This is a genomic window from Streptomyces sp. NPDC002138, assembly GCF_040296485.1.
Taxonomy (GTDB): Bacteria; Actinomycetota; Actinomycetes; order Streptomycetales; family Streptomycetaceae; genus Streptomyces.
The window spans coordinates 21,191-46,468 of sequence record NZ_JBEOXE010000045.1 but is presented as its reverse complement, the minus strand read 5'-3'; the positions used below and the strand labels follow the sequence as shown (position 1 = coordinate 46,468).

General features: G+C 74.3%; 22 protein-coding genes. 7 read left to right on the top strand and 15 right to left on the bottom strand.

The annotated features are described in order from the left end of the window. Positions 1-62 precede the first annotated feature (62 nt). Complete coding sequence (locus tag ABT084_RS26305) at positions 63-860, top strand: GbsR/MarR family transcriptional regulator (protein ID WP_351048605.1); 798 nt, start codon at positions 63-65, stop codon at positions 858-860. 28 nt (positions 861-888) lie between these two features. On the opposite strand, the gene ABT084_RS26300 is transcribed toward ABT084_RS26305, so the two are convergent. From ABT084_RS26300 to ABT084_RS26290, 3 genes are all read right to left on the bottom strand, one after another. Further along, positions 889-1,155, bottom strand: a complete 267-nt coding sequence (locus ABT084_RS26300; protein WP_351048602.1) for a DUF3253 domain-containing protein — start codon at positions 1,153-1,155, stop codon at positions 889-891. Positions 1,156-1,159: 4 nt separating this feature from the next. Continuing rightward, the gene (locus ABT084_RS26295) at positions 1,160-1,600 is read right to left on the bottom strand and encodes a DUF6003 family protein (protein ID WP_351048599.1); all 441 of its coding nucleotides are present in this window, start codon (positions 1,598-1,600) and stop codon (positions 1,160-1,162) included. A 239-nt stretch (positions 1,601-1,839) separates the two neighbouring features. After that, the gene (locus tag ABT084_RS26290) at positions 1,840-2,178 is read right to left on the bottom strand and encodes a MerR family transcriptional regulator (RefSeq protein ID WP_351048596.1); all 339 of its coding nucleotides are present in this window, start codon (positions 2,176-2,178) and stop codon (positions 1,840-1,842) included. 677 nt (positions 2,179-2,855) lie between these two features. Here ABT084_RS26290 and ABT084_RS26285 point away from each other — a divergent pair. Next, on the top strand, positions 2,856-3,251 hold the full coding sequence (locus ABT084_RS26285; RefSeq protein WP_351048593.1) for an ATP-binding protein: 396 nt from the start codon (positions 2,856-2,858) through the stop codon (positions 3,249-3,251). 38 nt (positions 3,252-3,289) lie between these two features. On the opposite strand, the gene ABT084_RS26280 is transcribed toward ABT084_RS26285, so the two are convergent. Then, positions 3,290-4,546 carry an MFS transporter gene (locus ABT084_RS26280; protein WP_351048590.1) on the bottom strand — a complete coding sequence of 419 codons (1,257 nt, stop codon included), beginning with the start codon at positions 4,544-4,546 and terminating at the stop codon, positions 3,290-3,292. Positions 4,547-4,707: 161 nt separating this feature from the next. Here ABT084_RS26280 and ABT084_RS26275 point away from each other — a divergent pair, with 161 nt between their 5' ends. Further along, positions 4,708-5,667 (top strand): LysR family transcriptional regulator, encoded by a 960-nt coding sequence (locus ABT084_RS26275; protein ID WP_351048587.1) that lies wholly within the window; start codon positions 4,708-4,710, stop codon positions 5,665-5,667. A 54-nt stretch (positions 5,668-5,721) separates the two neighbouring features. Here the strand turns inward: ABT084_RS26275 and ABT084_RS26270 are convergent, their stop codons facing one another. Continuing rightward, complete coding sequence (locus ABT084_RS26270) at positions 5,722-7,101, bottom strand: erythromycin esterase family protein (protein WP_351048584.1); 1,380 nt, start codon at positions 7,099-7,101, stop codon at positions 5,722-5,724. Between the two features lie 139 nt (positions 7,102-7,240). After that, positions 7,241-7,876, bottom strand: coding sequence for a TetR/AcrR family transcriptional regulator (locus ABT084_RS26265; RefSeq protein ID WP_351048582.1), 636 nt, complete (start codon positions 7,874-7,876; stop codon positions 7,241-7,243). A 90-nt stretch (positions 7,877-7,966) separates the two neighbouring features. On the opposite strand from ABT084_RS26265, the gene ABT084_RS26260 reads away from it, so the two are divergent. Next, entirely contained in the window at positions 7,967-9,589 is a 1,623-nt protein-coding gene (locus tag ABT084_RS26260) for an FAD-dependent oxidoreductase (protein ID WP_351048580.1), read from the top strand. A gap of 82 nt (positions 9,590-9,671) precedes the next feature. Here ABT084_RS26260 and ABT084_RS26255 read toward each other — a convergent pair whose 3' ends face one another. The 4 genes from ABT084_RS26255 to ABT084_RS26240 form a co-directional block, all read right to left on the bottom strand. Beyond that, complete coding sequence (locus tag ABT084_RS26255) at positions 9,672-10,424, bottom strand: hypothetical protein (RefSeq protein ID WP_351048577.1); 753 nt, start codon at positions 10,422-10,424, stop codon at positions 9,672-9,674. Then, positions 10,421-11,308, bottom strand: coding sequence for a sigma-70 family RNA polymerase sigma factor (locus tag ABT084_RS26250; protein ID WP_351048660.1), 888 nt, complete (start codon positions 11,306-11,308; stop codon positions 10,421-10,423). Before ABT084_RS26250 ends, ABT084_RS26255 begins: the two co-directional genes overlap by 4 nt. A 2-nt stretch (positions 11,309-11,310) precedes the next feature. Next, positions 11,311-11,529, bottom strand: a complete 219-nt coding sequence (locus tag ABT084_RS26245; protein ID WP_351048574.1) for a hypothetical protein — start codon at positions 11,527-11,529, stop codon at positions 11,311-11,313. Positions 11,530-11,994: 465 nt separating this feature from the next. Continuing rightward, positions 11,995-12,546, bottom strand: a complete 552-nt coding sequence (locus ABT084_RS26240; RefSeq protein ID WP_351048571.1) for a phospholipase A2 — start codon at positions 12,544-12,546, stop codon at positions 11,995-11,997. Between the two features lie 224 nt (positions 12,547-12,770). Between ABT084_RS26240 and ABT084_RS26235 the strand changes: the two genes are divergently transcribed. Genes ABT084_RS26235 through ABT084_RS26225 form a run of 3 tightly spaced genes read left to right on the top strand, consistent with a single transcriptional unit; the run spans position 12,771 to position 15,768 of the window. Further along, positions 12,771-13,910, top strand: a complete 1,140-nt coding sequence (locus ABT084_RS26235) for a sensor histidine kinase (protein WP_351048568.1) — start codon at positions 12,771-12,773, stop codon at positions 13,908-13,910. Continuing rightward, positions 13,907-15,103: a hypothetical protein gene (locus tag ABT084_RS26230; RefSeq protein WP_351048565.1), complete on the top strand. Its 1,197-nt coding sequence runs from the start codon at positions 13,907-13,909 to the stop codon at positions 15,101-15,103. The genes ABT084_RS26235 and ABT084_RS26230 overlap by 4 nt, the downstream gene beginning before the upstream one ends. After that, entirely contained in the window at positions 15,073-15,768 is a 696-nt protein-coding gene (locus ABT084_RS26225) for a LuxR C-terminal-related transcriptional regulator (RefSeq protein ID WP_351048563.1), read from the top strand. Before ABT084_RS26230 ends, ABT084_RS26225 begins: the two co-directional genes overlap by 31 nt. Positions 15,769-15,858: 90 nt before the next feature. On the opposite strand, the gene ABT084_RS26220 is transcribed toward ABT084_RS26225, so the two are convergent. The 5 genes from ABT084_RS26220 to ABT084_RS26200 all read right to left on the bottom strand — a co-directional run bounded on the left by ABT084_RS26220 (position 15,859) and on the right by ABT084_RS26200 (position 25,276). After that, positions 15,859-17,265: a GNAT family N-acetyltransferase gene (locus ABT084_RS26220; RefSeq protein ID WP_351048560.1), complete on the bottom strand. Its 1,407-nt coding sequence runs from the start codon at positions 17,263-17,265 to the stop codon at positions 15,859-15,861. Positions 17,266-17,398: 133 nt separating this feature from the next. Next, a complete protein-coding gene (locus tag ABT084_RS26215; protein WP_351048558.1) occupies positions 17,399-18,088 on the bottom strand; it encodes a formyltransferase family protein in 690 nt (229 codons plus the stop codon). Beyond that, positions 18,085-21,948, bottom strand: coding sequence for an amino acid adenylation domain-containing protein (locus ABT084_RS26210; protein WP_351048555.1), 3,864 nt, complete (start codon positions 21,946-21,948; stop codon positions 18,085-18,087). The genes ABT084_RS26215 and ABT084_RS26210 overlap by 4 nt, the downstream gene beginning before the upstream one ends. Beyond that, positions 21,945-23,030 (bottom strand): NAD-dependent epimerase/dehydratase family protein, encoded by a 1,086-nt coding sequence (locus ABT084_RS26205; RefSeq protein ID WP_351048552.1) that lies wholly within the window; start codon positions 23,028-23,030, stop codon positions 21,945-21,947. Before ABT084_RS26205 ends, ABT084_RS26210 begins: the two co-directional genes overlap by 4 nt. Continuing rightward, complete coding sequence (locus tag ABT084_RS26200; protein ID WP_351048549.1) at positions 23,015-25,276, bottom strand: fatty acid CoA ligase family protein; 2,262 nt, start codon at positions 25,274-25,276, stop codon at positions 23,015-23,017. Before ABT084_RS26200 ends, ABT084_RS26205 begins: the two co-directional genes overlap by 16 nt. Between the last annotated feature and the right edge of the window lie 2 nt (positions 25,277-25,278).

Sequence of the window (25,278 nt, the reverse complement as noted above, 5' to 3'; positions counted from 1 at the left end):
GTGAACGCTATGCTGGCGGCTACACCACCGCTTACGGACCACGGAGCACGAAGGAGACCGCGATGCCGGGAGGCAGGCTCACCCAGGCGGAACGCCGGCAGATCGCGCTGGGGCTCGCGGACGACCTCGCGTACGCGGAGATCGCCAGACGTCTCGACCGCCCCACCTCGACCATCACGCGTGAGGTGACGCGCAACGGCGGTCCCACCGCCTACCGCTCCGACTTGGCGCACCGGGCCACCGAACAGCGCGCCCACCGGCGCAGGCAGACCACGCCCGTGGATCCGAAGGCGGCCCCGCAGGCGTACGGGCGCGATGCCGAGGCCGTGCGCGCGTACGAGGAGGTGTTCGCCACCGTCTTCATGCAGTCGGGCCTGCCCACCATGACGGCCCGGGTGTTGGCGGGCCTCTACACCACCGACAGCGGCAGCCTCACCGCCGCCGAACTCGCCGCGCGCCTCCAGGTCAGCCCGGCGTCCGTGTCCAAGGCGATCACGTTCCTCGAGAGCCAGGGGCTCATCCGCCGGGAGCGCGACGAACGCCGGCGTGAGCGGTACGTCGTCGACGACGACGTCTTGTACCAGTCCACGATGGCCAGCGCCCGCGCCACCGCCCACCTCGGCGAGATCGCCCGGCAGGGCGTCGGCGTCCTCGGCCCCCACACCCCGGCCGCCGCCCGGCTGGAGAACATCGCCCGCTTCGTCGACTTCGTCTCCGAGAGCATCGCCCGCGCCGCGGACCAGGCCCGCGAGGTCCTCCACACGAAGGCCGGAACGGCTGGGATCGGAGAGAGGGGAGAGAGGGGCGAGACGGGAGAGACGGCGGAGACGACCGAGACGGACTCACGCGGCACTGCCTGACCCCGGAGCGGGTCGGTGAGCCGGCGGGTCAGCGGGCGCGGCGGATGCGGATCGGGCCTCGGGTCGTCGTCGGATCGACGGGGTGGCCTGCCTGGGTGATCTCCACCTCGCCGGCCTCGACCAGCCGACGGGCCGCGCGGCGGGCCGGTTCCATGAGCGCGCGCCAGCCGTCGTCGTCCCCCGCGTACACCGCTCGCGCGGCGTCCGAGGGGCAGATCGTCGCGGTCGGGGCGCGGCGCTCCAGGAGTTCCAGGATGGCTCGTTCGAGGCGCCGGTCCTGCCGTTCGGGGTTCACGGGTTCACGAGCCGGAGGCCGAGGAGCCGGAGGCCGAGGACAGCGTGGTGGGGTCCACTCCGGAGAGTTCGACGATCCGGTGGGCCGGCACGCCGGCGGCGAGTGCTCGGCGCAGCAGGGCGTCGCGGTTGTCCTTGCTGTCGCGGAACGCGAGGAGGTCCTCCTCGACGCTCGCCACGCCGTCCGTGGCCGCGGTGCGGCGGACCCGTTCCAGTTCGTCCTCGCTCAGGGGCACCGGGAGCCGCTCGGCCTGTTCGGGAATCATTCCGGTCTGCTCCGGAGGAACCACGCGGACGGCCGGGGACGCGGGGCTGACGCCTTGGGCCGTGAACCAGGCCCGGACGGCCGGGGTGTCCAGGCATTCCAGCTCGCCGACGAGGGCCAGGGGTGTTCCCTGCCAGCCGGCCGTGGTCACCGCGAGGAACAAGTAGGCGTCATCCGTCATCGTGGGTCACTCTCCTGACACGCCGTAGCGGCGAACGATCGTCGATCGCCCAGCTCTTACCCGCTCTTTCCGGGGCCAAGCGGATCAATTTGCGGGATGGAGCGCCCTGTTTGCGCACCGCGCCGTCGTTCAGGCCGGACGCGGCCCGGGCGGGCCCCACCGGTACGTGCCGGTGCGGGGCCCGCGGGTCGCGGCCTCGTCGCTCTGCCCCGCGGGTGTGGTGATCAGACGTGTGGTGATCAGACCGAGACAGGTGGGTGGGGTGTGCCGCCGGCGCGGCGGTATTCGGCGTTGAGCCGCTGGGCTTCCTCGAGCTGGTCTTCGAGGATGATGATGCGGCAGGCGGCCTCGATGGGCGTGCCCTGGTCCACGAGTTCCCGGGCGCGGGCGGCGATGCGCAGCTGGTAGCGGGAGTAGCGGCGGTGGCCGCCCTCGGAACGCAGTGGGGTGATGAGGCGGGCTTCGCCGAGGGCACGGAGGAAGCCCTGGGTGGCGCCGAGCATTTCGGCGGCCCGGCCCATGGTGTAGGCGGGGTAGTCGTCGTCGTCGAGACGGCTGTTGGAGTCGTCTGCTGTCATTTGCACCTCTCTGCGGAACGCGTGGAGGGGCCCTGGCGCCGTACGGCACCAAGGCCCCGAAGGAAACTGCTACACCATCTGCCGGCCTCAGTCCTGCGCCGGCCTTCTGTTTCCGCAGACCCGACCTGAACGCTGTCGGGAGTACGGGGATCGCGGATGCGTGACCGGAGACCACCTCACTGTCGATGTCCTGCGGTACCCGGGCTCCTTACTGCTCTCCCGGGCGATCCTGATGGCGCCTCGCTCCTCCGTTCTTCCCTCGATGAACAACTTGCTCAACTGCTTGCCAAACGGATGCTGCGTACTGCTCATGGCGGCCCCTGATCACTGCGGGCCACCCGGTCCGGTGGTCAGTCCCGTCGCCATCAAGCAACAACCTCGGCTTCGGAACTCCACCACCGCACCGTTCTGCGTACTGCTACTGCGGGTACTGCGGGTACTGCGTACTGCGGGTACTGCCGCCCGGCAGTTCGTCTCTGCCGGGCCCTTCGGTCTCTCTGGCTACGAGAGAAACCATAGCGGTGACACCACCCAATGTCTACTCTGACCAACATAGATTTACGCCGATCCATAAGCCAGGTAATCCGGTGTGGTCGGGTTGGGGAGTCGCGGGGCGGGGCACAACGCCCGGGCGGGGAAGAACGGACACCCGACGAACGAGAGACCCGGAGCGCCCGATGACCACGATGAGCGCCGACAGCACCCCCCTCCTCCGTTCCGCGACCGCCGTCTGCGAGGCGCGCCGGACCGCCCGGGCCTTCCTCGAAGCCCTGTGGCAGCCGGCGATCGACCCGGAACACTCCGACACCGTGGTGCTGGTCGTCTCCGAGCTGGTCACCAACGCCCTGCGTCACGGCGGCGGCACCTACACGCTGCACCTGGCCGCGCACCCCGACACCATCGAGGTCGCCGTCGACGACCCCAGCCCCCTGCCGCCGCGCATGCGCACGCCCGACCTGGCGGACGAGACCGGCGGGTTCGGCTGGCACATGGTCAATGACCTCGCCCGCGCCACCGTCGTCACGCTCCGACCCGAAGGCGGCAAGACCGTACGCGCCCTCCTCCCCCGGTAAACCCGGCGCCGAGCAGCGGGTACGACGCGGCGGTGTCGTCAGGCGGGGCTTCGGGCCGGGTCCCGCTCCTCGTGCGGCAGGTGGGCGTGCCGGGGAAGCAGGAAGGGGGTGATCAGCATGAGGAGACCGGCGAGGGCGATCGCGGCGCGGGGGCCGGCGAGGCCGGCCAGCAGGCCCCACAGCGCGGTCAGGGCCGCGACCGTCAGCTTGCTCGTGACCGACCACGCCGACAGGGTGCGGGCGATCCGGTCCGTCGGGACCAGTTCGAGCCGGTAGGTGGCGAACACCGGGGTGAACACGCCCATGCAGGTGATCAGCCCGAACTCGACCGCGATGACGAGTACGAGCCCGCTCGCGCCGGGCCCGACGAAGGCCAGCCCGAGCGACCAGCACGCGCGCAGCGCCCCGGCGGTGAGCAGGACCTCGCGCCGTCCGAAGCGCGCGACGAGCCTGCGGGCCAGCCGTGAGCCGATGATGCCGCCGACGCAGGGCAGGCCGAAGGCGAGGCCGTACTGCCAGGGGGCGAACCCCAGGTCGCGGAGCATGAGGACGGCCAGCAGCGGCGAGGCTGCCAGGATCAGGCCGCTGACCAGGACCGTGTTGAGGAACAGGGGACGCAGGGTCGGGTGGGCGAGGATGCAGCGCCACCCTTCGAGCAGGTCGCGGGGCCGCAGCCGCGTCCCGTGCGCACCGGTGCGCTCGGGGCGCGGCTCGCTGCCGCCGATCGCACGGATCCCGGCGGCCGAGAGCAGGTAGCTGACGGCGTCGGCCGCGACCGTCATCACCGGTCCGAAGAACCCGATCGCGGCCGTGCCGACGGGCGGTCCGAGCACGGTGGCGGTCCAGGTCGTGGATTCGAACCGTCCGTTCGCGATGAGCAGGTCCTGCGGTCGTACGAGCGCCTTCAGGTACGCGCCACTGGCGGCGTTGAAGGCGATGCCGGCCGCGCCGACGACGACGGACACGACCAGGAGCTGTGCGAAGCCGAGCAGACCGAGTGCGTACGCGGCGGGAACGCTCATCAGGGCCGCGCACCGGGTCAGGTCCATCGCGATCATCACCGGCCGCTTGCGGCGGAACTCCACCCACGGCCCGAGCGGCACCGCCAGCGCGGCCCCCACCGCGAGCCCCGCGGCCGCCAGCGCCGACACCTGGGTGGGCCCGGCGTGCAGCGCGAGGATCGCGATCAGGGCGAACGCGTCGAACGCGAGAGATGTGCCGAAGGTGCTGACCGCGTACGCCGCCCAGAGCCACCCGAACTGTCGGCCCAGCGGCTCGGGGTTCCTGTCCGCCATGCTCCGCGCCTCCTCGACGTGCCGGCCGATGGCCCGGCTGCTCGCTCACCTGAACAAACCGACGTTGCCCAGGGAGAGCTAATCGAGGTGGACACCGGCAGGTCAAACAACCGGGCAGGCGCTTCCGCACAACCATCTGTTGTGCATTAGCGTGGCGCGGCATGGACCTCGAAGCCGTACGCACCTTCGTCACCGTCGCCGACGCGGGCCGGTTCCAGGAGGCTGCCGCCCAGCTGGCGCTCACGCAGCAGGCCGTCTCCAAGCGCGTCGCCGTACTCGAGAAGAGCCTCGGTGTGCGGCTGTTCCATCGCACGGCGCGCGGCGCCGAGCTGACCATCGACGGGCAGGCGTTCCTGCCCCACGCGCGCGAGCTACTGCGGGTCGCCGAGCGCGCGGTCGCGTCCGTGCACCTCGGCCGCCGTCCGCTGCGCGTCGACGTGCTGGCCTCGCGCGGCGCGCAGTCCGGCCTGATGCGCGGGTTCCACCGCGCGCACCCCGAGGTCGAGCTCGACGTGCTGATGCTGTTCGACATCGATACGGCCATCGCCGCCATCCGGTCCGGGACGATCGACGCGTCCTTCCGCGCCGTCTCGGCGCCCGGGCGGCCCCTTCCCGAGGACCTCGAGTCCGTACGGGTGCTCGACGAGCCGCTCCAGCTGCTCACCGGCCCCGCCCACGCGCTGGCGGGTGCCCGGTCGGTGCCCCTCGCCGAGCTCGTCGGGCACCGGATCTGGATGCCCGGCCTCGTCCCGGGGACCGAGTGGACCGCGTACTACGACGACCTCGTCGCCGAGTTCGGCCTGACCATCGAGGCGACCGGTCCCAACTTCGGCTCCGACGCGCTCCTCGACACCATCGCCGACACGCCGGCCCTGGCCACGTTCATGGGCGAGCACACCCGCCTCGTCTGGCCCGCCGGGCACGGCCTGCGCCGCATCCCGGTGACCGGCCCGACGCCCGTGTACCCGCACTCGCTGATCTGGCGCCGGGACAACCCCCACCCCGGGCTCGGCACGCTCCGCGAGCACCTCGCCGCCGGCCGGCCGGACGGCCCCGACGGCCCCGGCGGCCCAGGCGGCTCCGACGGGGAGACGTGGACACCGGCCTGGGCGCGGCGGTGAGCGTCGTGGGGGGGGCCGGGGCGTCGGGCTGCCGACCCGGGCGTGGCCCCGGGGTCAGAGGGCGGTGGCCGCGTGGACCTGGTCGAGGTGGATCAGGATGTCGTAGGCCCGGGTGATGGCGAGGGTGGGGAGCGGGTCCTTTTTGAAGGCCGAGCCGGCCTCGTAGGTGGGGCGGGGGGTGTCCAGCCAGGCGCGGCCGGCGGCGGGCAGGGTGCGCAGGTCGAGGTAGTAGTCGCGGTGGTGCACGCGGTCGAGGGTGTACTCCTGCATGTCGGGGGTGGCCGCGGGGACGGTGACCTTGTTCCAGGGGCTGCCGAGGGTGGTCGCGGTGAGGAACGAGCCGCGGCCGAAGGTGAAGCCGATGGCGGCGTAGTCCCGGCCGAGGGCCTCGCGCAGGAAGGTGCCCTGGGTGGTGGGGTACATGACCGGGTCGGTGGCCAGGTAGCCCACGTGGCCGTTGTGCGCGGAGAGCAGCATCTTGTCGCCGGTACGGCGGTGCCACCAGGCGGTGTTGTCGGCCATGACCCGGTCGCGGAGGTGCTCCGCGGCGGACACCGACGCCGGGTCGGAGAGGTCGAGCGAGGCGAACGCGAAGGTCTGGGCGATGCTGCGGGCGTGCTGCTCGGCCCATGCGTAGGCGTCGCCGCCGACTCCCTTGCCCGCGGTGACCAGGTCGAACGCCTGCTGGGCGGTGGCGGCGTGGAGGCGGCGCTCGGCGACGGGCTTGCGCAGGTAGGCGAAGACGTCGTCGAGGGGGCGCAGGGTCGCGTACAGCTCCTCGAGGCGTACGACGTCCTGGGGGCGGGTCGTACGGACGTGGGAGAGCACCCGTTCGAAGACGGCGTCGCCGAGCCTGGGCGCGCCGATGTCGTTGCCCATGAAGTGGACCTTGCGGCCGGGGTGGCGGTCGTTGTAGCGCCGCATCCAGGCGATGAGGCTGACGAACTCCTCGCGCTCCCAGGGTGATCCGGTCAGCGTTTCCTTGGCGATGCGCCGGGCGTCGCCGGGGCCGCCCTGGAGGTATTCGTCGATCCGCAGGCCGGCCGTCCAGCTCATCTCCAGGGCGAAGGTGGTGAAGCCCTTCTCCTCGACGAGCCGGCTGAAGACGCGTTGCTTCATGGCGAAGAACTCGTGCGAGCCGTGCGTGGCCTCGCCCAGTCCGACCACCTTGGCGTCACCGATCATGGCGTCCAGCGCGCGCAGGTCGGTGGTGCTGCCGCCCGGTTCCGTCGAGCGCAGGGGGTGGGCGGCGCGCTCGAACGCGCGGAGGGCTTCGGCCTGGCCGCCCTTCGTTCCCGTGGGGGCGGGTGCGGCGGATGGGGCCGGTGGGGTGGTTGCGGCGGAGGCCGCGGGGGCCAGCAGGGCCGTGGCCGCGAGGCCGGCCGTCACGGCGAGCATTCTCCGTCGGCCGATCGTCTGGTGGTGCGCGGTCATGCTGAACTCCTCGGCTCGTTCTCGGTCCCCGGCGGTGAAACGATCATGGCCTGGGGCGGGAGCGGGCCGCGCTGGGGGCTTCCTCCGGGTTTGACCGGGGGATATCCCCCCTTTGTCATGGCCGAGGGGCCTGCGGTGCTCAGGCGGGCAGGGCCGAGGCGAGGCCGCCGCCGAGGAGTTGGAACGCGCGGTCGGCGGCGGCGACCGCCTCGGGGTAGACCTCGTCGGCCGGGCGGCCGGCCTGGACCTGCTCGCCGTTGCGCGCGGCGAGGGCGCGCAGGACGTTGACGATCTGGACGGCGGCGAGCTGCGCGGTGACCTCGTCGGCGCCGGCCTCTTCCAGCGCCTCGGCGAGGGCCTCGATGCTGCGCACCTGATAGCGGATCAGCCGCTCGCTCAGGCTCGCCGTCGTGCTGAGCAGCCGGGCGAAGTCCAGGGCGAAGGGGTCGGAGGTGAGCCCGGTGACCGGGTCCCGCCGGGACAGGGCGTCGAGCTCATGGGCGTACAGCGCGGCGAGGGGGTCCACACCGGCCGGGCGGGCGCGGACCACGCGGGCCGATTCGTCCTCGTGGTCGGCGAACTGCTGCAGGACCAGGTCTTCCTTGGTCGGGAAGTAGGTGAACAGCGTGCGCTTGGAGACCTCGGCCGCCTCGGCGATCTCCACGACCGACACGTCGTCGAAGCTGCGGCTCAGGAACAGCCGCATCGCCGCCTCGGCGATCGTCTGCCGGGTGCGCTGCTTCTTCCGTTCCCGCAGTCCAAGTTGTTCAGCCATGCGAACACGATAGCAAAAAGGGGTACCCAGGAGAAACTTGCACCTGGTATAGTTCTAGTCCTGGTGAAGAAATTACCTTTGGGAGGCGCCATGAACAGCTCCGTCTACAGCCCCGGGCACAGCACCGCCGAGAGCTCCGCCGACAGCGAGGTCACCGAGGTCATCGTCGTCGGGGCGGGCGGGGCCGGGCTCACGCTCGCCACCGAGCTGGCGCTGGCCGGCGTACCCGCTGTGGTGCTGGACCGGCTGCCGGGCCGCAACCTCCAGTCCCGCGCCGGGGCGATCCAGCCCCGGACCGCCGAGATGCTGGAGCTGCGCGGGCTGCTCGGTGGCGCGCTCGAGCGCTCGATCGACTACCAGTTGGTCGGCGGCCACTTCGCGGGGCTGCCGGTACCGCTGGACTACGCGGCCTGGGACACCCGTTACCCGCACCCCGTCCTGCTGCCGCAGGACCAGCTCGAGGCCGTACTCGAGGATCGGCTGACCGAACTGGGCGTCCGGATACGCCGGGAGCACCAGGTGACGGGCCTGCGCCAGGACGCCGACGGCGTCACGGTCACCGTCGACGGACCGGAGGGGACCCGGTCGCTGCACGGCCGGTACCTGGTCGCCTGCGACGGCGCGCACAGCAGCGTGCGCAAGCTCGTCGGCGCCGCCTTCCCCGGGCGGGCCGCCACCGTCCGCATGGCCACCGCCGACCTGGTGCTCACCGGCTACGCCGACGACAGCTCGTCCGGGCACATCAGCAGCAGGATCCGCACCTCGCCCGAAGGCCACTTCGCCATGATCACGCCCCTGAGCAACGGGCTGCACAAGATCATCCTCAGCGGCCCGCGGACCCAGCTGGCCGACCGCGACGCCCCGGTCACGGTGGAGGAGATCCGCGAGGTGCTGCGGGCCACCCAGGACTCGGAGCTCGACGTCGCCGAGATCCGCTACGCCTCCCGGTTCAGCGACGCCAGCCGGCAGCTGGAGCACTACCGGCACGGCCGCGTCTTCTTCGCCGGGGACTCCGCCCACATCCACTCCCCCGCGGGCGGTCAGGGGCTCAACCTCGGTGTCCAGGACGCCTTCAACCTCGGCTGGAAGCTCGCCGCCGTCCTGCGCGGCGAGGTGGGCGAGCAGCTGCTGGACACCTACGACGCCGAGCGGCACCCGGTCGCCGCGCGGGTGCTCACCCTCACCCGGGCCCAGGGCGCGCTCATGGGGGCGCCGGGTGATGACGGGCTGGGCGAACTCCGGGAGGTGATAACCGACGTGATGCGCCTGCCGGACGCCAACCGGCATCTGGCCGGGATGATGTCCGGGCTCGACCTCTGCTACCCGGCGCCCGACGCCGCCGCGCACCCGCTGCTCGGCCTGCGGATGCCCGACCTCGACCTCCTCGTCGAGGGCGAGCCGGTCCGGTACAGCGACCTGACCCGCTCCGGGCGCGGTGTCCTGCTCCTGCTCGGCGATGCCCCGCTCACCGCCGCGGACCCCTGGGACGACCGGGTCGTACGGATACGGGCCCGGGCGGAGGCCGGGGCGATCGGCGCCGAGGCCGTGCTCGTCCGCCCGGACGGGTACGTCTGCTGGGCCGGCGGGGCCGGCCTCACCGAGGTGCTGACCCGCTGGTTCGGGCCGGCCGACGGCATACGCGAGCAGGGTGCGGTGAACGGCGCGGCGAGCGTGGACGCGACACGGCTCGGCGCGGGGACGTTCGTACGGTGATGCGTGGGCGTGTGCGTGTCGCTGTTGCTGTTGCTGTCGCTGTTGCTGTTGCTGTTGCTGTACGCGGTCCGGGGTCCGCCGTTCACGGGGCCGGGCACAGGGACGGGGACTCGTGGCGGTGTTCGTGGGGGCGCGGGGTCAGCAGGGCGCGGATGCGGGCCGCGAAGTCGGGGCCGGGCATGGGGAGGTCCAGGTCGGGCTCGCGGAGGTAACCGGTGGCGACGGCCGTGGGCATGTAGTCCATCAGCTCCGTCACGGCGGGCGAGCGGTGCCGGGTCATCTGTTTGGCGAGGCGGTGCAGGACGCGCAGGATCGTGGTGGTGGAGGCGCTGGTGATCCGTTCGTCGGCTCGGTACGCGGCTCCGGCGGCGCCTTCGGAGGCCGCTCCGGGGGCGGGGGCGGATTGGGCGGCGTCGGTCTGGCGGTGCCACCACTGGGCGGCGTCGTGCTCGCCGAGGGACAGGTGGTGCAGGTAGAGGCAGTAGGCGGCGGTGGCCTGGCCGGCGCCGGCGGCGTACTGCCACCAGAAGCGGGCGCCGTCGTCGGCTTCCGTCAGTTGCAGTACGCAGGCCAGGACGAGGGCGCTGCGGGGCTCGGGGACCTGGTCGGTGACGAACTTGGTGACGATGACGGCCGGGGTGTGGCTGACCAGCGTCTCGCACAGCGCGCGCAGGTTCTCGGCCGCGGCGGTGGTGGCCTTCTGGGCCTCGCGCGGGACGGCGGGCGTGATGTCGGCCGGAGGGAGGGGGCGGGGGTCGGGGCGGACGACGTCCCGGGGTACGGCGCGGTCTCGGACCAGCAGCGCGCGTGCCAGGATCGCTTCGACGGCTGTCATTCGATGGGACCTTCGCTCTCGGGCGGCGGGAAGATGACGCGGATGGCGTGGCGTTCGTCGGACCGGACCACGGGCGGCGGGACGCCCAGCAGGGCGGAGGTCTGCTCGACGGTGTGGCCGCACAGGTGGCGCAGCACCATGACGTCCAGGAGGTGGTCGGGCAGCCGGCTGATGGCCCGGAAGAGTTCGAGGCTCTCGGCCATCTGCTCCGCCCGCTCGGCCACGCCGGTGAGGCCGCGCATGACGACGGTGTCGAAGACCGCGGAGCCCAGCTCGGGCCGGCCGTCCAGGTGCGGGGTCTTGGCCATGACGGTGGCGCGCAGGATGTTCCAGGCGTAGCGGCGTATGTCGGGGCTGGCCAGCGCGCTGTTCCAGGACAGCCAGAGGATGTCGAAGGTGTCGTCCACGGCCGCGTCGCGCGACGCGTCGGTGAGGAACACCTGGGCGTAGCGGCGGTAGTCGCCCTCCACGGTCCGGCGGAACGGTTCGTGCGCGACGGGCGGGTGGGGGTGCGGGGTGGTCAGCGCGGACTTGTCGCTGGAGCGCTGGACCCATTCGCAGGTCTTCTGCGCGTCCAGGGCGGCCTGCCGCCACAGCCGGTAGAGGGGGGAGACGGGCATGTCCAGCTCGGCGGAGAGGCGGTGGACGACCTCCCACCGCGGGTACAGGCCCAGGCCGCGCAGCAGCTCGGAGAGCTTGGACTTGGCCAGCGGGATCCGCAGGCCCAGTTCGCTGAGGGTCAGGCCGCTGGCGAGGTAGCTGTCGCGCGTGTGCTCGAGCCACGCGCGGTGGGAGCTGCCGACGGTGTCCGCTATCGGACCGAGTTTGCGGCCGGGACGTGCGGGCACCGGCTGGGGGGCCGGTACCCGCGACTCGAAGGGCATGGTCACGGGGTGCTGTCCTCCCCGTCGGGCACCGTCGCCACACGGTGCCCGGAGGCCGCGGCGGTCCGGGACCGGGCCACCTGGAAGATCTGCTGGAAGGTCAGCCCCAGGGCCGGGGCGAGGGTCGCGATCGCGGCGCTCTGGCCCATCGCGGTCATCGCCACGCTCCAGCCGAGCACCATCAGCAGCGCGACGATGAACACGAGGTACTTCTTCGGCATGGTCGTCCCTCGACTTCGTTGGTTGAGTCGGCCTGTTGCCCGCCGGGCCATCCGGAGCCGTCGGCGGGGATCCCAACGCCCGGGTGCCGGCCGGTTGTTGGGGAGGCACAGCATGGACCGCCGACCCGTCACCACGCCACGTGATCATGAATTCACGGAACAATGACGGTCATGGAGTGACATCGGGCTGAACACGGATGACCGTTCCGGTGCTGGTCGAGGGCACAAGCGGGCCCGGCCGGGAGAAGTTCCCGGTTTTCCTTGCAATCGCGGCGCCCACCCCCGTCAATGGGGGCAGGGCACCGTTGGTGTCGGCCTTCCATCCGGAAGCCGCCCGCTCCCGTGCCGAGAACCAACAGGGGGCGAGCGGACCCGTTCTCGCCCGGCCACTGTGGAGGCCGGGCGGGAAGCGGAGCATACGGAGCGCGGAGCATACGGAGCACGTGGATCAGGCGACGTACTGGTTCAGGCGACGTACTGGTTCATCGCGATCCTGATGTCGTGCAGCTTCCAGGGGACCTCCCCGAAGACGCGCACCCCCCGGTAGTACAGCTCGGCGCGCGCGTCGCACGCCGCGTTGGACTTCATGGCGGCGCAGGAGGCGTGCATGTCGTTGCGGAACCACTGGTCGCAGGTCGCCCGGTCCGCCCAGCGGAACTTGTAGCAGCCGTCGTGGTGCTTGCAGGCGTGGTGGAAGTCGTAGCGCCCGGCGAGGTAGCCGTAGGCGCTGAAGGGCGGCTTGCCGAACATGACCCGGGCGTAGTGGACGCCGGAGTCGGGGACGTCCGTACAGCCGTCGGTGTCCCAGGTCTCGCCGCCCTCGTTGTAGGGGGTGGCGTTGGTGCCGGGGGTGGTGGTCGCCGAGGCCGGGGACGCGGGGCCGAGGAGCAGGACCGCGCTGCCCACGACGGCGGTGGCGGCCGCGGCGAGCCCACGGTAGGCGCCGGCGCCGGGCCGGGTGCGGGGACGGCGGTGCGAGTGGGGCTGCGGGTGCGGGTGCGGGTGCGGGCTGGACATGGGCGCCTTCCTGGTGGCGGGGTGGGCGGGAACCGGCCGGACGGCCCGTTCTCGGCGCCAACGCTACGGACGGCGGGGCCCGTTGGGAGTCGTGCGAGCGACCGACAGCGCGCGGTCCGGCGGACCGGCACAATCGGCTCCGTGAGGTCGTGAGGTCGTGAGGTCGTGAGGTCGTGGGGCACGGGCGGCCCGGTGCGAGGGCGAGGGGCGGGGAGGCGGGGCTCATGCCGGTAGCCGTGGCCGACAGCGCGGTCACCCACCTGTACGCGCTCGGCCGCCGCTACGTGGCCGTGATCCGGATCGGGACGGGCGTCCCGACGCTCCTGGTCGCCGCGCTGGCGGCGCCCGCGGCGCCCTCCGCGGGGGTGGCCTTCGCGGTCCTGTCGCTGGTGGCGGTGTGGAGCGTGCTGTACGTACGGGCCCTGCGCCGGGGACCGGGGGCCGCGACGACCCTGGCCGACGCCGCCGTACTGGCCGCGCTGGCCTCGAGCGCGCCGTGGTCGGTGCCCCTGGACTGGCTGGAGCACGGCAGGTCCTGGATGCTGCCGTTCCTGTCGTTCGCGTGCGTCGGCTACCAGTACTACGCGGGATGGCGGCTCGGCGGGGTGGCCGCCCTGATCGTGCTGTCCGGCGCCGTCGTCGGCACGGCCGTCGCGCTGCCCGAACACAGCTCGCTCGACAGCCTGGTGACCGCGGGCTGGTCGCTCGTGGTGGCCTCGCTCGGGCGCATGCTCTGGACGCTGATGCTGCGCGGCGGACGGCTGGCCGACGAGGCCGCCGCGGGCGCCGAGGCGGCGCGCGCCGAGCAGGCGGCGAAGGCGCGCATCCGGGCCGCCAAGCGGGCGCACAACCGGACGCTGCACGACACCGCGGCCACGACCCTGCTGCTGGTCGGCGTGGGCACCCGGATCGATCCCGCCGGTCTGCTGGCCGCGCAGGCGGCCCGCGACCTGCGCCGGCTGCTGTCCTGGGAGGCCGGACCGGCCGTCGAGGCGGATCTGATCCAGCGGTTGCGGGAGACCATCGGGCTCACGGCCGTGCGGGTCGAACTGCGGGGGCCGCAGGCGCTGTGGCTGCCCATGCCGGTGACCGTCGCGCTGGCCGATGCCACCGGGGAGGCGCTCGTCAACGTGACGCGCCACGCCGAGGTGGGCCACTGCGCGGTCACGGTCGACGGATCGGCCGACGGGGTGCGCGTCGACGTGGTCGACGAAGGGACCGGCTTCGACCTCGCCGGCATCTCGTCCGGCCGGCGCGGGGTGCGCGGTTCCATCCTCGAACGCGTCGAGGAAGTCGGCGGCCGGGCCCGGATCCGCTCCCTGCCCGGCAGCGGAACCACCGTCAGTCTGGAGTGGCGACGATGAAGACCTTTCAGCGGGTGGTGACCTCCCCTCGGGTGCGGGCCTTGCGGCACGTGCGGGCCTTCCAGCACGTGCGGGCCTTCCAGCGGGCGGCCGAGCCCACCGCGGCCGAGTTCCTGCGCCACCTGCGCATGGCCGTGCTGGGCATCTCCGGCATCGTGCTGCTGTCCATGAGCTGGCTGCGCAGCGTCGGCCTGTACCGGCCGCTGTGGATGCAGCTCCTGGCGTACGGCGTGCTGCTCGGCATCGCCGCCGTCGAGGGCGTGCTGATCCTGCGCCGCCGCTCGTGGGGCCGGGCCCGCTGGGCCGGTGTCGCGCTCGCCCTCGCCGCGTCGGTCCTGTCCTGCGCGTCGCTGCCCGCCGGGACTCCCACGACCGCCGCCGACTGGGCGTTCGGCACCGTCGGCTGGATCGGGGTCGTGCTGCTCCTGGAGCGGCCGATGGCCCAACTGGTCCTCTTCCTGGGCGCGCACGAGGCGATCACCGCGGTGAACCTCGCCCTGTCGGGGCCCCTGGAGGAAGGCGCCGTACTGAACTTCGTCACCGGCTCCCTCGGCACGATCGGCTTCCCGCTGGCCTGCGGGGTGGCCGCCACGGCCCTGCGCGCCACGGCGCGCGACGCGGAGGCGGCGCGCCGCCAGACCGAGGACATCCGGCATTCCGAGCGGGTCGCCGCGCGGACCGCGCAGGCGCTGCAGGACAGTTACGCCGGTCTGCTGCACTCCGCGGGCCCGCTGCTGCGCGGACTCGCGGACGGCAGCCTCGACAGCGGGGACCCGGAGGTCCAGCGGGACTGCTGGATCGAGGCCGCGCGGATGCGCCGGCTCTTCGTCGAGACCGACGAGGTACCGAACCAGCTGGTCCACGAGCTGCGGCAGTACGTGGACACCGCGGAGCGCCGCAAGGTCAAGGCGGAGATCTCCACCTACGGCACGGCGGTCGATCCGCCGCCGGACATCCGGCTGGCGCTCGGGAACTTCCCGCTGCCCGCGCTGGCCCGCGCCCGGAGCTGGGCGCGCGTCACCGTGATGTTCACGCCCGAGTTCATATCGGTGCAGGTGGTCGGTGACTGTGGGGCGATCGGCCTGCCGCCGCCCGAGAGCGCCGCGATAGAGATCGACAGCTTCTTCGACGCGGACGACGACACCCTCTGGATGGAGGCGCAATGGAGGAGGACCGGCCGATCACCGTCGTGATCGTCGACAACCACAAGGTGGTCATCAACGGGGTGCGCGAGTGGTGCTCGCGGGCCCGCCCCCCGATCCGTCTCATTTCGGCGGGCGACCGGCTCAGCCGGGTGTGGACCGGCGAGGGCGCCGAGGCCGACGTCGTCATCTTCGACCTGGGGCTGGTGAAGCAGGAGGTGCACGAGTTCCACGAACTGCGCCGGCTGGTCAGCGCGGGGCGCAACGTCGTCGTGTTCTCCGGCGAGGAGTCACCGGCCGTCATCCTGGAGTGCGGGCGCCTGGGCGCCAAGTCGTTCGTGACCAAGGTGGAGGGCGAGGAACACCTGCTGGACGCCATCCGGGCCGCGGCGCGGGGGCTGACGTACACCACTCCGAAGCACGCCGGAATGATCGTCGCGGACCCCTCCCCCGACAAGCCGGAGCTGTCCGAGAAGCAGGTCGAGGTGCTCCGCGCCTGGTGCAGCGGGCTGTCCAAACAGGCGGTGGCCCGGAAGCTGTTCATGGCCCCCAGCACGGTCGCCACCCACATCGAACGCGCCCGCAGGCACTACGACCGCGTCGGCCGGCCGGCCCCCGACAAGCTCAGCATGACCAACCGGCTGATCCAGGACGGTCTGCTCTCGCCGGGGCGGGCCGATCCGCTCGCGGGGGACCCGTGGGAGGCGGCGCCATAGGGCGTGGTGGGTGGACTGGTGGGTTGGTGGGTTGGTGGGTTGGTGGGTTGGTGGGTTGGTGGGTTGGTGGGTTGGTGGGTTGGTGGGTGTTCAGGGGCGGCCGAAGCCGTGCGGGAGCCAGGGGGCGGTGGGCGAGGCGAAGGCCGTCGTGGTGGCGGCGAGGGCGCCCGGGGTGTGTTCCCGGACCCGGCCCGCCGCCGCCAGTTCCGTCAAGGTGGTGCCGCCCAGGTAGGCCGAGCCGAGCGCGGAGGCGTCCAGCGAGAGGTCGGGGGTGTCGTACGTACGGGCGCACACCGCGCCGGTGGTGTCGCCGGTGAGGCGCCAGCGGCCCCGGTTCCAGGGGGCCTGCGCGTCGTCGAGGTCCAGGACGACGTCGAGGGGGGCCGCGTAGGAGCGGGCGGTCAGGGCGATCGGGGCGTCGACGACGCGTACGTAGAGGCTGTCCAGCACGGTCGGGGCGCAGTGCCGCACGTCGGGGACGAGGTGCAGCAGGGCGTCGTCCACGGGGCGGTTGGGGGCCACGACGCGCGAGGTGAGGCCGGTGTCGAGGAGGAAGCGCCACAGGGCGGCGTAGGCGCGCGGGTCGGTGGCCTCGATGTCACGGACGCGGACGATGCCCTCGGCGGTGTCCGGGGCCGACCGGGCGGCCGTCACGGTGTAGCGGGCGTAGCCCGCGGGGCGGCCGTCGACGCGGGCGACGACGCACTCCAGGGGGTGGGCGCCGGCGCGGGTGGCGGGCGGGTCCAGCAGCGGCAGGTGTTCCCAGCCGGGGGCGCGGGCCAGCATGCCGGGGCGTGCCGGGACTTGGCGCGCGTACAGGGCCTCGGTGGTGGCCAGGGCCTCGTACGGGTCTTCGAGGGTGAGGGTGAGGTCCGCGGCGTGGTCTTCGGGGGCGGTGCGGATGGGGGTGCGGGTGGGGGTGGAGGCGGGGGTGCGGAGGGTGAAGCGGCGGGACCGGATGTCGAGGGAGAGCCGGCGGGCGGCGGCGCCGAAGCCGAAGCGGGCGTGGACCGGGGCGTCGGGGGCGGTCAGGGCGGCGAGGGGTTCGCCCTGGCGCTGGAGGGATTCCAGCTGGTGGCGCATCAGGTCGGCGAGGATCCCGCGGCGCCGGTGGGTGGGCCGGACGCCGACCATGGTCACGCCCGCGGTCCGGACGAGGTGTCCGCCGGGGACGCTCATCCGGAAGGAGAAGAGCCCGGCCGTGCCCACGATGTGGGCGCCGTCGCGCACGACCACGCAGCGTTCGGGCTCGGCCAGGCGCCGCCACAGGGCGGTCGCCTCACCGGGCTCGGTCTCGGGCTCGGGCTCGGGCTCGGGCTCGGGCTCGGGCTCGTGTAAGGCCTCCCGGATGGCGGTGTGGAAGGCGTCCCACTGGCCGGGCAGCAGGGCCCGTACGTCCCAGGTGGGCGGCGGGACGGGGGCTGGGGTGCGGGGTGGGGCGGCGGTGGCGGGTGCGGCGGGTACGGCGGCATGTGCCGTGGACGGGGACGTGGACATCGTGTGCGCCCTTCCGAGGTGCCGGTGGTCGCCGGTCTGGTCGTCGGTCTGGTCGTCGGCCGGTCCGGTCGTCGACCATCTCTAGCAATCGGGCTCGGATGTTCACAGAGGGTCAGGCTGGTTCGCGCCACCTCTAGTGCCGTGGCGGGTGCGCCAGCGCGCGGGCCACTTCGGGTGCGTGCGGCGCGAAGATGCCGAGGTCCGTGGCGCGGGCGTAGGCGGGGTGGTCTCGATGGTCGGCGAGCCGGTCCAGGGCGCGGGCGCCGTAGTAGGCGGCGGGTGCCGGGGGCCGGTGGGGGGCTGCGGGCGGGGTGGCGGGCGTGCCCGCCGCCACGTGGGGAAGGTGTTCCTCGAAGAGGCGCTGGCAGGCTCGTACGCCCTGGAGCATGACCTGGTGGTAGCGGTCCTCGGGACCGATGGGGAAGCGGTGTTCGGCCAGTACGGGCCCGGTGTCGATGCCCGCATCGACCTCGTGGAGCGTGGCGCCGTACTCCGGATCGCCGTGCAGAAGGGCGAAGAGGAGCGCGACGGAGGGCAGTCCGCGGTGCTGCGGCAGCAGGCCGTTGTGGATGTTGAGGATGCGCAGGCCGCGGGAGAGCAGGGGGGCGCGCAGGATCCGCCGGTTGTTGAGGGACCAGACGATGCCGTCGGTGCAGGCGGCGGCGAGGGTGTCGGCCCGCGCGTTGACGTCGGGGGCGGCCAGGTGAGGGGCGCCGGCCGCGTCGAGCGGGTCCGCGCAGCACACCAGGTCGACGGGGTGGCCCTCGGCCGCGGCGTGGCGTACGGCCCGGCGCAGCAGGGCGCCGTCGCCGATGAAGATCATGCGGGCACCTCTTCCCGGGCGGCTTCGATGTGGGCGCAGACCTGTTCCAGCGTCACATTGCGGACCAGTGACTCGAGTCGGGCCATGAAGTGGTCGGCCTGGGTGCGGGTCAGCAGGTCCGAGGAGACCGCCGTGAGCATCTCGATCAGGGCGAGGGAATCGCCGCCCAGGTCCTGGAAGTCCGCGCCGGGCGCCAGCCCGGCCGCGTCCGTGCCGAGGACCGCCGCCCAGTGTTCGGCGACCCGGGAGCGGAGCGGGTCGCGGTGTGGGTCCTGGAGTGGGTCGGCGGCCGCCGGGTACGGGGCCACCGGGTCCGGGGTGGGGTGGCCGAACGGGTCGGGGAGCGCGTCGAGATCGGCCTTGCCGCTCACCCCGCTCGGGATCGCCTCGACCAGGACGAGGTGCGCCGGGACCAGGTGGGCGGGCAGGCGGCGGGCCAGGTCGGCGCGCAGCAGTGCGGGGAGGTCCGGGGCGGTGGGCTGGTTGGTGGCTGGGCCGATGTCCGGGGCGGTGGCGGGGGCGGTGTCCTGGCCGGTGGCGGGGGCGGTGTCCTGGCCGGTGGCCGGGCACGGGACGCGGGGGACGACGTACGCGCACAGCACCGGCGCGGCGGTGTCCGTACGGCGGCGGGCGGCCACCACGGCGCGGCGGACGGCGGGGTGGGCCTCCAGCGCGGCGACGGTCTCGGCCGGTTCGACCCGGTGTCCGGCGATCTTGAGCTGGCCGTCCACGCGCCCGGCGAAGGCGATGGCGCCGCCCGGCAGCCACCGGCCGAGGTCGCCCGTGCGGTAGCCGCGGGTGCCGTCGGGGAGCGTGAAGAAGGGGGACGAGGGGGACGGGCGGGCGTTCCGCTCGGCGGGGGCGTCGTGGTCGCCCAGGTAGCCGCGGGCGATCTGGGGGCCGGTGACGACGATCTCGCCGGTCTGCCCGGTTTCGTGCGCCGTCTCGTGGAGGGGGGTGCCGTCCGCGGCGACGAGGTCGACCCGGGCGTACGGGCCCGGTGTGCCGAGCGGGATGGTCACGGCGTCGGCGGCGACGTCGTCGTCCGTGACGACGTGGGCGAGGCAGGCGACGGTGGCTTCGGTGGGCCCGTAGCCGTTGATGATCCGGCAGTCCGGGCCGAAGGCCGTGCGCGCCGCCCGGACGGCGGCCGGGGTGAGCGTCTCGCCGCCGAGCAGCAGGGTGCGTACGGCTCCGCCCGGGGTGAGCAGCGGCAGGTGGGACGGGGTCAACGCGAGGGTGTCGGCCCGGTGTTCGGTGACGAGGCGGCGCAGGGTGGCGCGCGAGGGGGCGCCGGGGGCGAGGACGGCCGTACCGCCCGCGAGGAGGGGCAGGAACAGCGGGAAGCACGAGATGTCGAAGGCGTAGGAGGAGACGAAGCCGAAGCGGGTCGTTTCGGTGACCTGGCAGAGGCCGGTCATCCAGCGGACGAAGCCGACGAGGCTGCCGTGCTCGATCCGGACGCCCTTGGGGCGGCCGGTGGAGCCGGAGGTGTGCATGACGTACGCGAGGTCCGCGGCGGCGGGGCCGGGGGCGGGCGGCGGGGAGCCGTCGGGCAGGTCGGGCAGGTCGGGCACGTCCTCGGCTGCGAGCGCCGGACAGGGTACGAACCCGGCCAGCCGGTCCAGGAGGTGGCGCTGGGTCAGGCAGAGCCGGGCGCCGGAGTCGCGCAGGACCTCGGCGATCCGCGCGTCGGGGTGGGCGGGGTCGAGGGGCAGGTAGGCGGCGCCCGCCTTGAGGATCCCCCACAGGGCGGCGACCCCGGCGGGCGAGCGCTCGACCACCAGGGCGACCGGGTCCTCCCGGCCGATGCCGAGGCCGCGCAGCGCGGCGGCGACGGCGTCGGAGCGCTGGTCGAGGGCGGCGTACGTGAGCACGCCGTCGGGCCCGTCGAGGGCGTGCGCGTACGGCGTACGGGCGGCCCGCGCCCGGAAGAGGTCCACGACGGTGGGAGCCGGGGCGCCGCGCTGGGCCGCGTCCGGGTCGGGGGTGGCTCCGGCCCGGACTGGGGGACTGGTGACGGGGGTTGGCCCGGGGGGCGGGGGCGGTGCTGTGGCGGGGGTGGTGCCTGGGGCGGAACCCTGGGCGCGGGCGGGCGGGGACGCGGAGGTGTCGCCCGGGCCGGGGGTGGAGGCGGTGCGGGGGCCGGAGGCCGCGTCCGGGTCGGGGGTGGGGCCGACCCGGACCGCGGGCCTGGGGGCGGGGGCCGTGATGTGGGTGAGGGTGGCGTCGAGGAGGTGGGCCGCGCGGACCGCGAGGGTGGCGCCGCCGCCGCGGACGCCCATCGTCACCTCGGTCCGGGCGGTGCCGGCGGCGCCCGAACCGGTCTCGGCCGCGACCAGCGAGATCGGTACCAGCGGCGCGTGGACGGGCAGGGCGTGCAGGGCGGTGGCGGTGAACCCGCCGCCCCGGTACTCGTCCAGGTCCAGACGGCCGAGGTGGGAGACGACGGCGGTGGCCAGGTACCGGTCGGTGCGGGTCGCGGCGGCCTGTGCGGCGCGGAGCAGCAGGGCGGTGGCCGCCCGCGGCAGCCTGGCGGCCACGCTCTCGAAACCGGTGGCGCACTCGCGGCCTTCGGCGAGCGCCGTCAGGAGGCGGGTGTGCGCGACGGTCCACTCCGTGTCCGGGCGCAGGTCCAGGAAGAGGGGCAGGGTGAGGTTGCCGGTGGCGGCCATGTCGGGGTCGTACCGGCGCAGGTCGGCCGGGATCATGACCCGGGCGGCCCGCCCGGTGGCGTCGGCGAGGGCCTGGGCGAGGCGTGCGGTGAGGGCGGGGTGGTGACCGGGCACGGTCCGGCGCAGCCAGAGGGTGCGTTCTCCGCCGTCGGTGACCGGGCCCCGGGCCGCGGAGCCCGCGGCGGCGGAGCCCGCGGCGGCCTCGCCGAGAGGCAGCGTGCGCTCAGGACCATGGGTGACCCGGCCCGGGGTCGCGGAGCCCGCGGCGCCCTGGTCGGGGAATGCGGAGCCCGCGTCACGGCCGGGCGCGGGAAAGCCTGAGGTGCCCTCGCTGGGAGGCAGGGCGCGCTCGGGGCCGTGGGTGCCACGGACCGGGGTCGCGGAACCGCCGGCTCCCTGGCCGGGAGACGCGGAGCCCCCGGTGTCACGGGCTGACGATGTGACAGCAGCCGCGGCGTGGGCGCGGGGGGCGGAGGTATCAGTGGCTCGGCCGGGATGTGCGGAGGTGCTGGTGGCGCGGGGTGAGGGGGCGGCGGGGGCCAGGGGGGACGGGCGGTCCAGGGGTGGGGTGGGGCGGTGGGAGGTGAGGTTGAGGCGGTGGAGGAGGCCTTGGTCGGTTTCGGGGGAATGGGCCGGGCGGGGAGGTTCGTCGCGCAGGGCGCGGAAGACCTCGCGGACCCAGAGGAGGGCGCCGTGACCGTCCATCAGGGCGTGGGAGGCGCTGAAGACCAGGGTGGAGCGGGCCGGGTCGAGGCCGGGGACGACCAGGACCTCGCAGCCCGGCGGGTCACCGCGGTGCGTGTGGCCGGTGAGCAGGGTGGCGTCGAGGACGCCGTCGTGCGGGTCCGCCGGGGCGGCGTGGCGCAGGCGGGGCGGGGGGCCCTCGGCCCGCCACTGGGCGCCCGTACGGACGAGCCGTGATCCGGGGCAGGCCTCGGCGGCCCGGGCGAGCGCGGCCCGCAGGCGGTCGGGGTCGGGCAGGCCATCGCCCTCGATGACGATCCGCAGGGCCATGGCGCCCCGGGGATCCCCGGCGGCGAGGTAGAGCCGCTCGGTGGCGGACACGGGGCGCCGGTACCAGTGGGCGGGGAGGAGGGAGGTGGCATCCCCGTGCGTCGTGACGTGGGTCTGGTGGGTCTGGTGGGTCTGGTCGGTCTGGTGGGTCTGGTGGGTCTGGTGGGTCATCGGGGGGTGGCTCCTCGCTGGGGGCGGCCGGTGCTCGGGCGCGACCAGGCCTGCGGGCCGCCCAGGGAGCGGACCCAGGGCAGGAGTTCGCGCAGGCCGTCGGGCTGGGTGCGCGGGGCCGCGTAGCCGAGGTCGCGGCGGGCGGCGGAGGTGTCGTAGGTGGTGGAACGGGTGAGGAGGGCCAGCGAGTAGCGGCTGAGCGGAGGGCCGCCGTGGCCCGCTCCCGGCCGCAGCCGCCACAGGGTCTCGGCGGCGGCGGCCAGGGCGCGCCCGGCCACGAGCGGGACGCGGGGCGCGGGCGGCGCGCAGCCGAGGTCGGCGCCGACCCGGGCCAGGAAGGCCCACAGGTCGGTCACCTCGCGGTCGGCGACGAAGTAGGCCTTGCCGCCGACCCGTTCGGCGGGGGCCGCGACGGCCCGCAGGCAGGCGTCCACCGCGTTGTCGCTGTGGCACAGGGAGACCAGGACGCGCTTGCCGCCGGAGAGGTCGGGGAGCCGTCCGGCGTGCATCGCGCCGATCAGGGTCGGCAGGAAGCCCGCGTGGTCGCGGGTGCCCCAGATGCCGCGCGGGCGCAGGGCGCAGGTGGTGAACTCCGGGGTGTGCGCGGCGAGTACGTCCTGCTCGGCGCGGGCCTTGGTCGCGGCGTAGTGGTGCAGGAAGCGGGTGGGGTACGGGACGCGCTCGTCGAGGCCGAGCCGGTCGCCCTCGCGCACCCGCATCAGCGCGCTGGGGCTGGAGACGAAGACGAACCGGCGGGCGCCCGCGGTCCGCGCCGCGGTGAGCAGGCGCCGGGTCCCGGCGACGTTCGCCTCGTGGAACTGCGCGCGGGTGCCGTGGTCGACGACCCGGGCGGCGCTGTGCAGGACGACGTCCTGGCCGGCGGCCGCCGCGCGCAGCGACACGGGGTCGGCCAGGTCGCCGACGGCGAGTTCGAGTGCGGGCAGGGCGCGCAGCCGGGCGGTGTCGGAGCCGGGCCGCACCAGGGCCCGTACGGCGTGCCCTTCGCGCAGGCAGGCGTCGACGAGGTGGCCGCCGAGGAAGCCGGTGGCTCCGGTGATCAGGATGTTCACAGCGACCGCCACCAGGTGGCGCCGTAGAGCATCGTGAGCGCGGCGGTGGCGGCGCGGCCGTGTCCGGCGGCCCGGCCCCGGGGCAGGGCGAGGGGGATCTGGACGGCGTGCCCGACGGTGCTGAGGACCGCGTCGGCCCACCACAGCCAGTGCAGCGGCGGTACGTCGGGGGCGCCCGCGATGGCCGCCCAGACGGCGCCGCCGAGCAGGTACGCCCATCCGGCGAGCGGGACCAGGCGGGCGGCGCGGGCGCGGGACCAGGGGCGCGGGGGCGGGGCCAGCTGCCGCTCGGCCCAGCGGGCCAGCTCCTCGCGGCCGATCTTGGCGTTGTGCCGGACGTCCACGGGGAAGGCCGGGTGGCGCAGGAACTCCTCGACCGGGGCGCTGGGGGCGTGGGCGGCGGCCAGGGCCCGGAGTTCGGCGGTGAGGTGGTGCCAGGCGTCGGCGTCGAGCGGGTGCGCGGTCTCCACGCAGACGACGGGGCGAGGGGCCCCGGGCGGTGGGGCGGCGGGACCGGAGTCGGGGCCGGGGCCAACGCCCCCGGCGGTCCCGGCGCCCCCGGCGGTCCCGGCGCCGACCCCCACGAGGGCCGTGCGCCGGACCAGCGGGTGGGCGTTGAAGACGCCCTCGCAGCGCACGGTGTGCAGATCCTGGCCGTCGGTGCGCACCCGCTGGGCCTTGCGGCCGCAGAACCAGAGGTGGCCGTCGGCGTCGAGGTAGCCCAGGTCACCGGTGCGGTGCCAGACGAGGGGAGCGCTGCCGCGCGGGTGCTGGTCCGCGCGCCCGCCCGGGCCCTCGTCCCCACGCCCGCCCGTCTCCTCGGACCCGGACGCGGACTCGTACTCGTACTCGTACTCGTACGTCTTGTGCAGGGCGTCCGCGTCGGGCGCGCCGTGGTAGCGGGGGCTGACGGACTCGCCCGCGACGAGGATCTCGCCGACGCGGCCCACGGGCAAGGGCGGTTCGCCGGGGAGCAGGCGCGGGAGCGGGCCGTCGGTGACGGGGGCGATGCGGACCCGGGTTCCGGGGACGGGCCGGCCGACGCAGGTGCCGGCTCCCGTGGCGGTACGGGCCGCCCGCTCCCCCAGGATGTCCTCCGACTCGATCGAGGTGATCGGCAGTACCTCGGTGGCGCCGTACGTCACGTGGACGCGGGCCTTCTCGTCGAGGACCGCGCGCAGTCGGGCGACGACCTCGTCGGGGACGGGCGCTCCGCCGGAGACCACGCAGCGCAGGTCGGGCAGGGGGTGGCCGTCGTGGGTGGTGAGGTGGTCGGCGAGGTTGCGCAGGAGGGCGGGCGAGGCGAAGACGGTGGTGACGGCGAATCGTTCCAGCGCGTCCACGAGCAGGGCCGGGTCCGCCTGGGCCACCTTGGCCGGGGCCAGCGGGGCGAGGACGAGCGTGGAACCGTAGACCAGGTCGAGGAGGCCGTAGAAGGGGAGGGTGACGAGCGAGGTGTCGTCCCGGGTCCGGCCGTGGGCGGCTTCGATCTGGCGGGCGATCGACAGCGCCATCCGGTGGGTGTACTCGACTCCCTTGGCGGGGCCGGTGCTTCCGGTGGTGAACCCGATCATCAACAGGTCGTCGCCGCCGACGGGAGCGGGTGCGGGAGCGGGTGCGCTGCCCGGTCCCGGCAGGGCGCGCAGCCGGGCGAGGGTGTGCCCGCCGAGGCCTCCGGGCAGGCCGCGGCCCAGGGTGACGGGGATCCGTACGGCGGCGAAGGTGCGGCGGCCCAGGACGCGTACGAGGTGGGCGAGCGGGGGTCCGATGAACGCCTCCGCGCCGACGGCCCGGTAGCAGTGGAGCATGCGGCGCAGCCCCATGCCGGGGTCGACGACGACGGGGACGGCGCCGATGCGGAAGAGCGCGAAGGCGAGGGCGAAGAGGTCGGGGCCGGGCGGTGCCATCAGGACGGTCTTGGTGCCCCGGGTGATCCCGGCCCGGGTCAGGCCGTGGGCGAGTTCCTCCACCTGCCGCTGCAACCGGCCGTAGGACACGGTGCGGTAGCGGGGGCGGCCGTCCGGCTCGCGGGCGCCGTGCTCGGGGTGGATGACGGCGGGCCGGTCGGGGAAGGCGGCGGCGTTGCGGGCCAGATGGTCGGCGAGACCGGCCATGGCCTCACGGGCGTCGAGACCGGCCATGCCCTCGCGGGCGTCGGGGTCGGCGAGGCGCACACCGGCCGGGCTCTCCGGTGCCGCGTTCGCCTGCGCGTTCGTCTGCGCGTTCGCCTGCGCGTTCGCCTGCGCGCTCGCGCTCACGC

What these genes read in the sequence shown, in the direction of transcription:
- ABT084_RS26295 (WP_351048599.1), bottom strand. Translation starts at nt 1,600, where the DNA reads ATGACGGATGACGCCTACTTGTTCCTCGCGGTGACCACGGCCGGCTGG.
- ABT084_RS26220 (WP_351048560.1), bottom strand. Translation starts at nt 17,265, where the DNA reads ATGTCCACGTCCCCGTCCACGGCACATGCCGCCGTACCCGCCGCACCC.
- ABT084_RS26270 (WP_351048584.1), bottom strand. Translation starts at nt 7,101, where the DNA reads ATGACCGCGCACCACCAGACGATCGGCCGACGGAGAATGCTCGCCGTG.
- ABT084_RS26255 (WP_351048577.1), bottom strand. Translation starts at nt 10,424, where the DNA reads ATGACAGCCGTCGAAGCGATCCTGGCACGCGCGCTGCTGGTCCGAGAC.
- ABT084_RS26265 (WP_351048582.1), bottom strand. Translation starts at nt 7,876, where the DNA reads ATGGCTGAACAACTTGGACTGCGGGAACGGAAGAAGCAGCGCACCCGG.
- ABT084_RS26280 (WP_351048590.1), bottom strand. Translation starts at nt 4,546, where the DNA reads ATGGCGGACAGGAACCCCGAGCCGCTGGGCCGACAGTTCGGGTGGCTC.
- ABT084_RS26235 (WP_351048568.1), top strand. Translation starts at nt 12,771, where the DNA reads ATGCCGGTAGCCGTGGCCGACAGCGCGGTCACCCACCTGTACGCGCTC.
- ABT084_RS26240 (WP_351048571.1), bottom strand. Translation starts at nt 12,546, where the DNA reads ATGTCCAGCCCGCACCCGCACCCGCACCCGCAGCCCCACTCGCACCGC.
- ABT084_RS26285 (WP_351048593.1), top strand. Translation starts at nt 2,856, where the DNA reads ATGACCACGATGAGCGCCGACAGCACCCCCCTCCTCCGTTCCGCGACC.
- ABT084_RS26230 (WP_351048565.1), top strand. Translation starts at nt 13,907, where the DNA reads ATGAAGACCTTTCAGCGGGTGGTGACCTCCCCTCGGGTGCGGGCCTTG.
- ABT084_RS26260 (WP_351048580.1), top strand. Translation starts at nt 7,967, where the DNA reads ATGAACAGCTCCGTCTACAGCCCCGGGCACAGCACCGCCGAGAGCTCC.
- ABT084_RS26305 (WP_351048605.1), top strand. Translation starts at nt 63, where the DNA reads ATGCCGGGAGGCAGGCTCACCCAGGCGGAACGCCGGCAGATCGCGCTG.
- ABT084_RS26250 (WP_351048660.1), bottom strand. Translation starts at nt 11,308, where the DNA reads ATGCCCTTCGAGTCGCGGGTACCGGCCCCCCAGCCGGTGCCCGCACGT.
- ABT084_RS26225 (WP_351048563.1), top strand. Translation starts at nt 15,073, where the DNA reads ATGGAGGAGGACCGGCCGATCACCGTCGTGATCGTCGACAACCACAAG.
- ABT084_RS26245 (WP_351048574.1), bottom strand. Translation starts at nt 11,529, where the DNA reads ATGCCGAAGAAGTACCTCGTGTTCATCGTCGCGCTGCTGATGGTGCTC.
- ABT084_RS26290 (WP_351048596.1), bottom strand. Translation starts at nt 2,178, where the DNA reads ATGACAGCAGACGACTCCAACAGCCGTCTCGACGACGACGACTACCCC.
- ABT084_RS26275 (WP_351048587.1), top strand. Translation starts at nt 4,708, where the DNA reads ATGGACCTCGAAGCCGTACGCACCTTCGTCACCGTCGCCGACGCGGGC.
- ABT084_RS26210 (WP_351048555.1), bottom strand. Translation starts at nt 21,948, where the DNA reads ATGACCCACCAGACCCACCAGACCCACCAGACCGACCAGACCCACCAG.
- ABT084_RS26215 (WP_351048558.1), bottom strand. Translation starts at nt 18,088, where the DNA reads ATGATCTTCATCGGCGACGGCGCCCTGCTGCGCCGGGCCGTACGCCAC.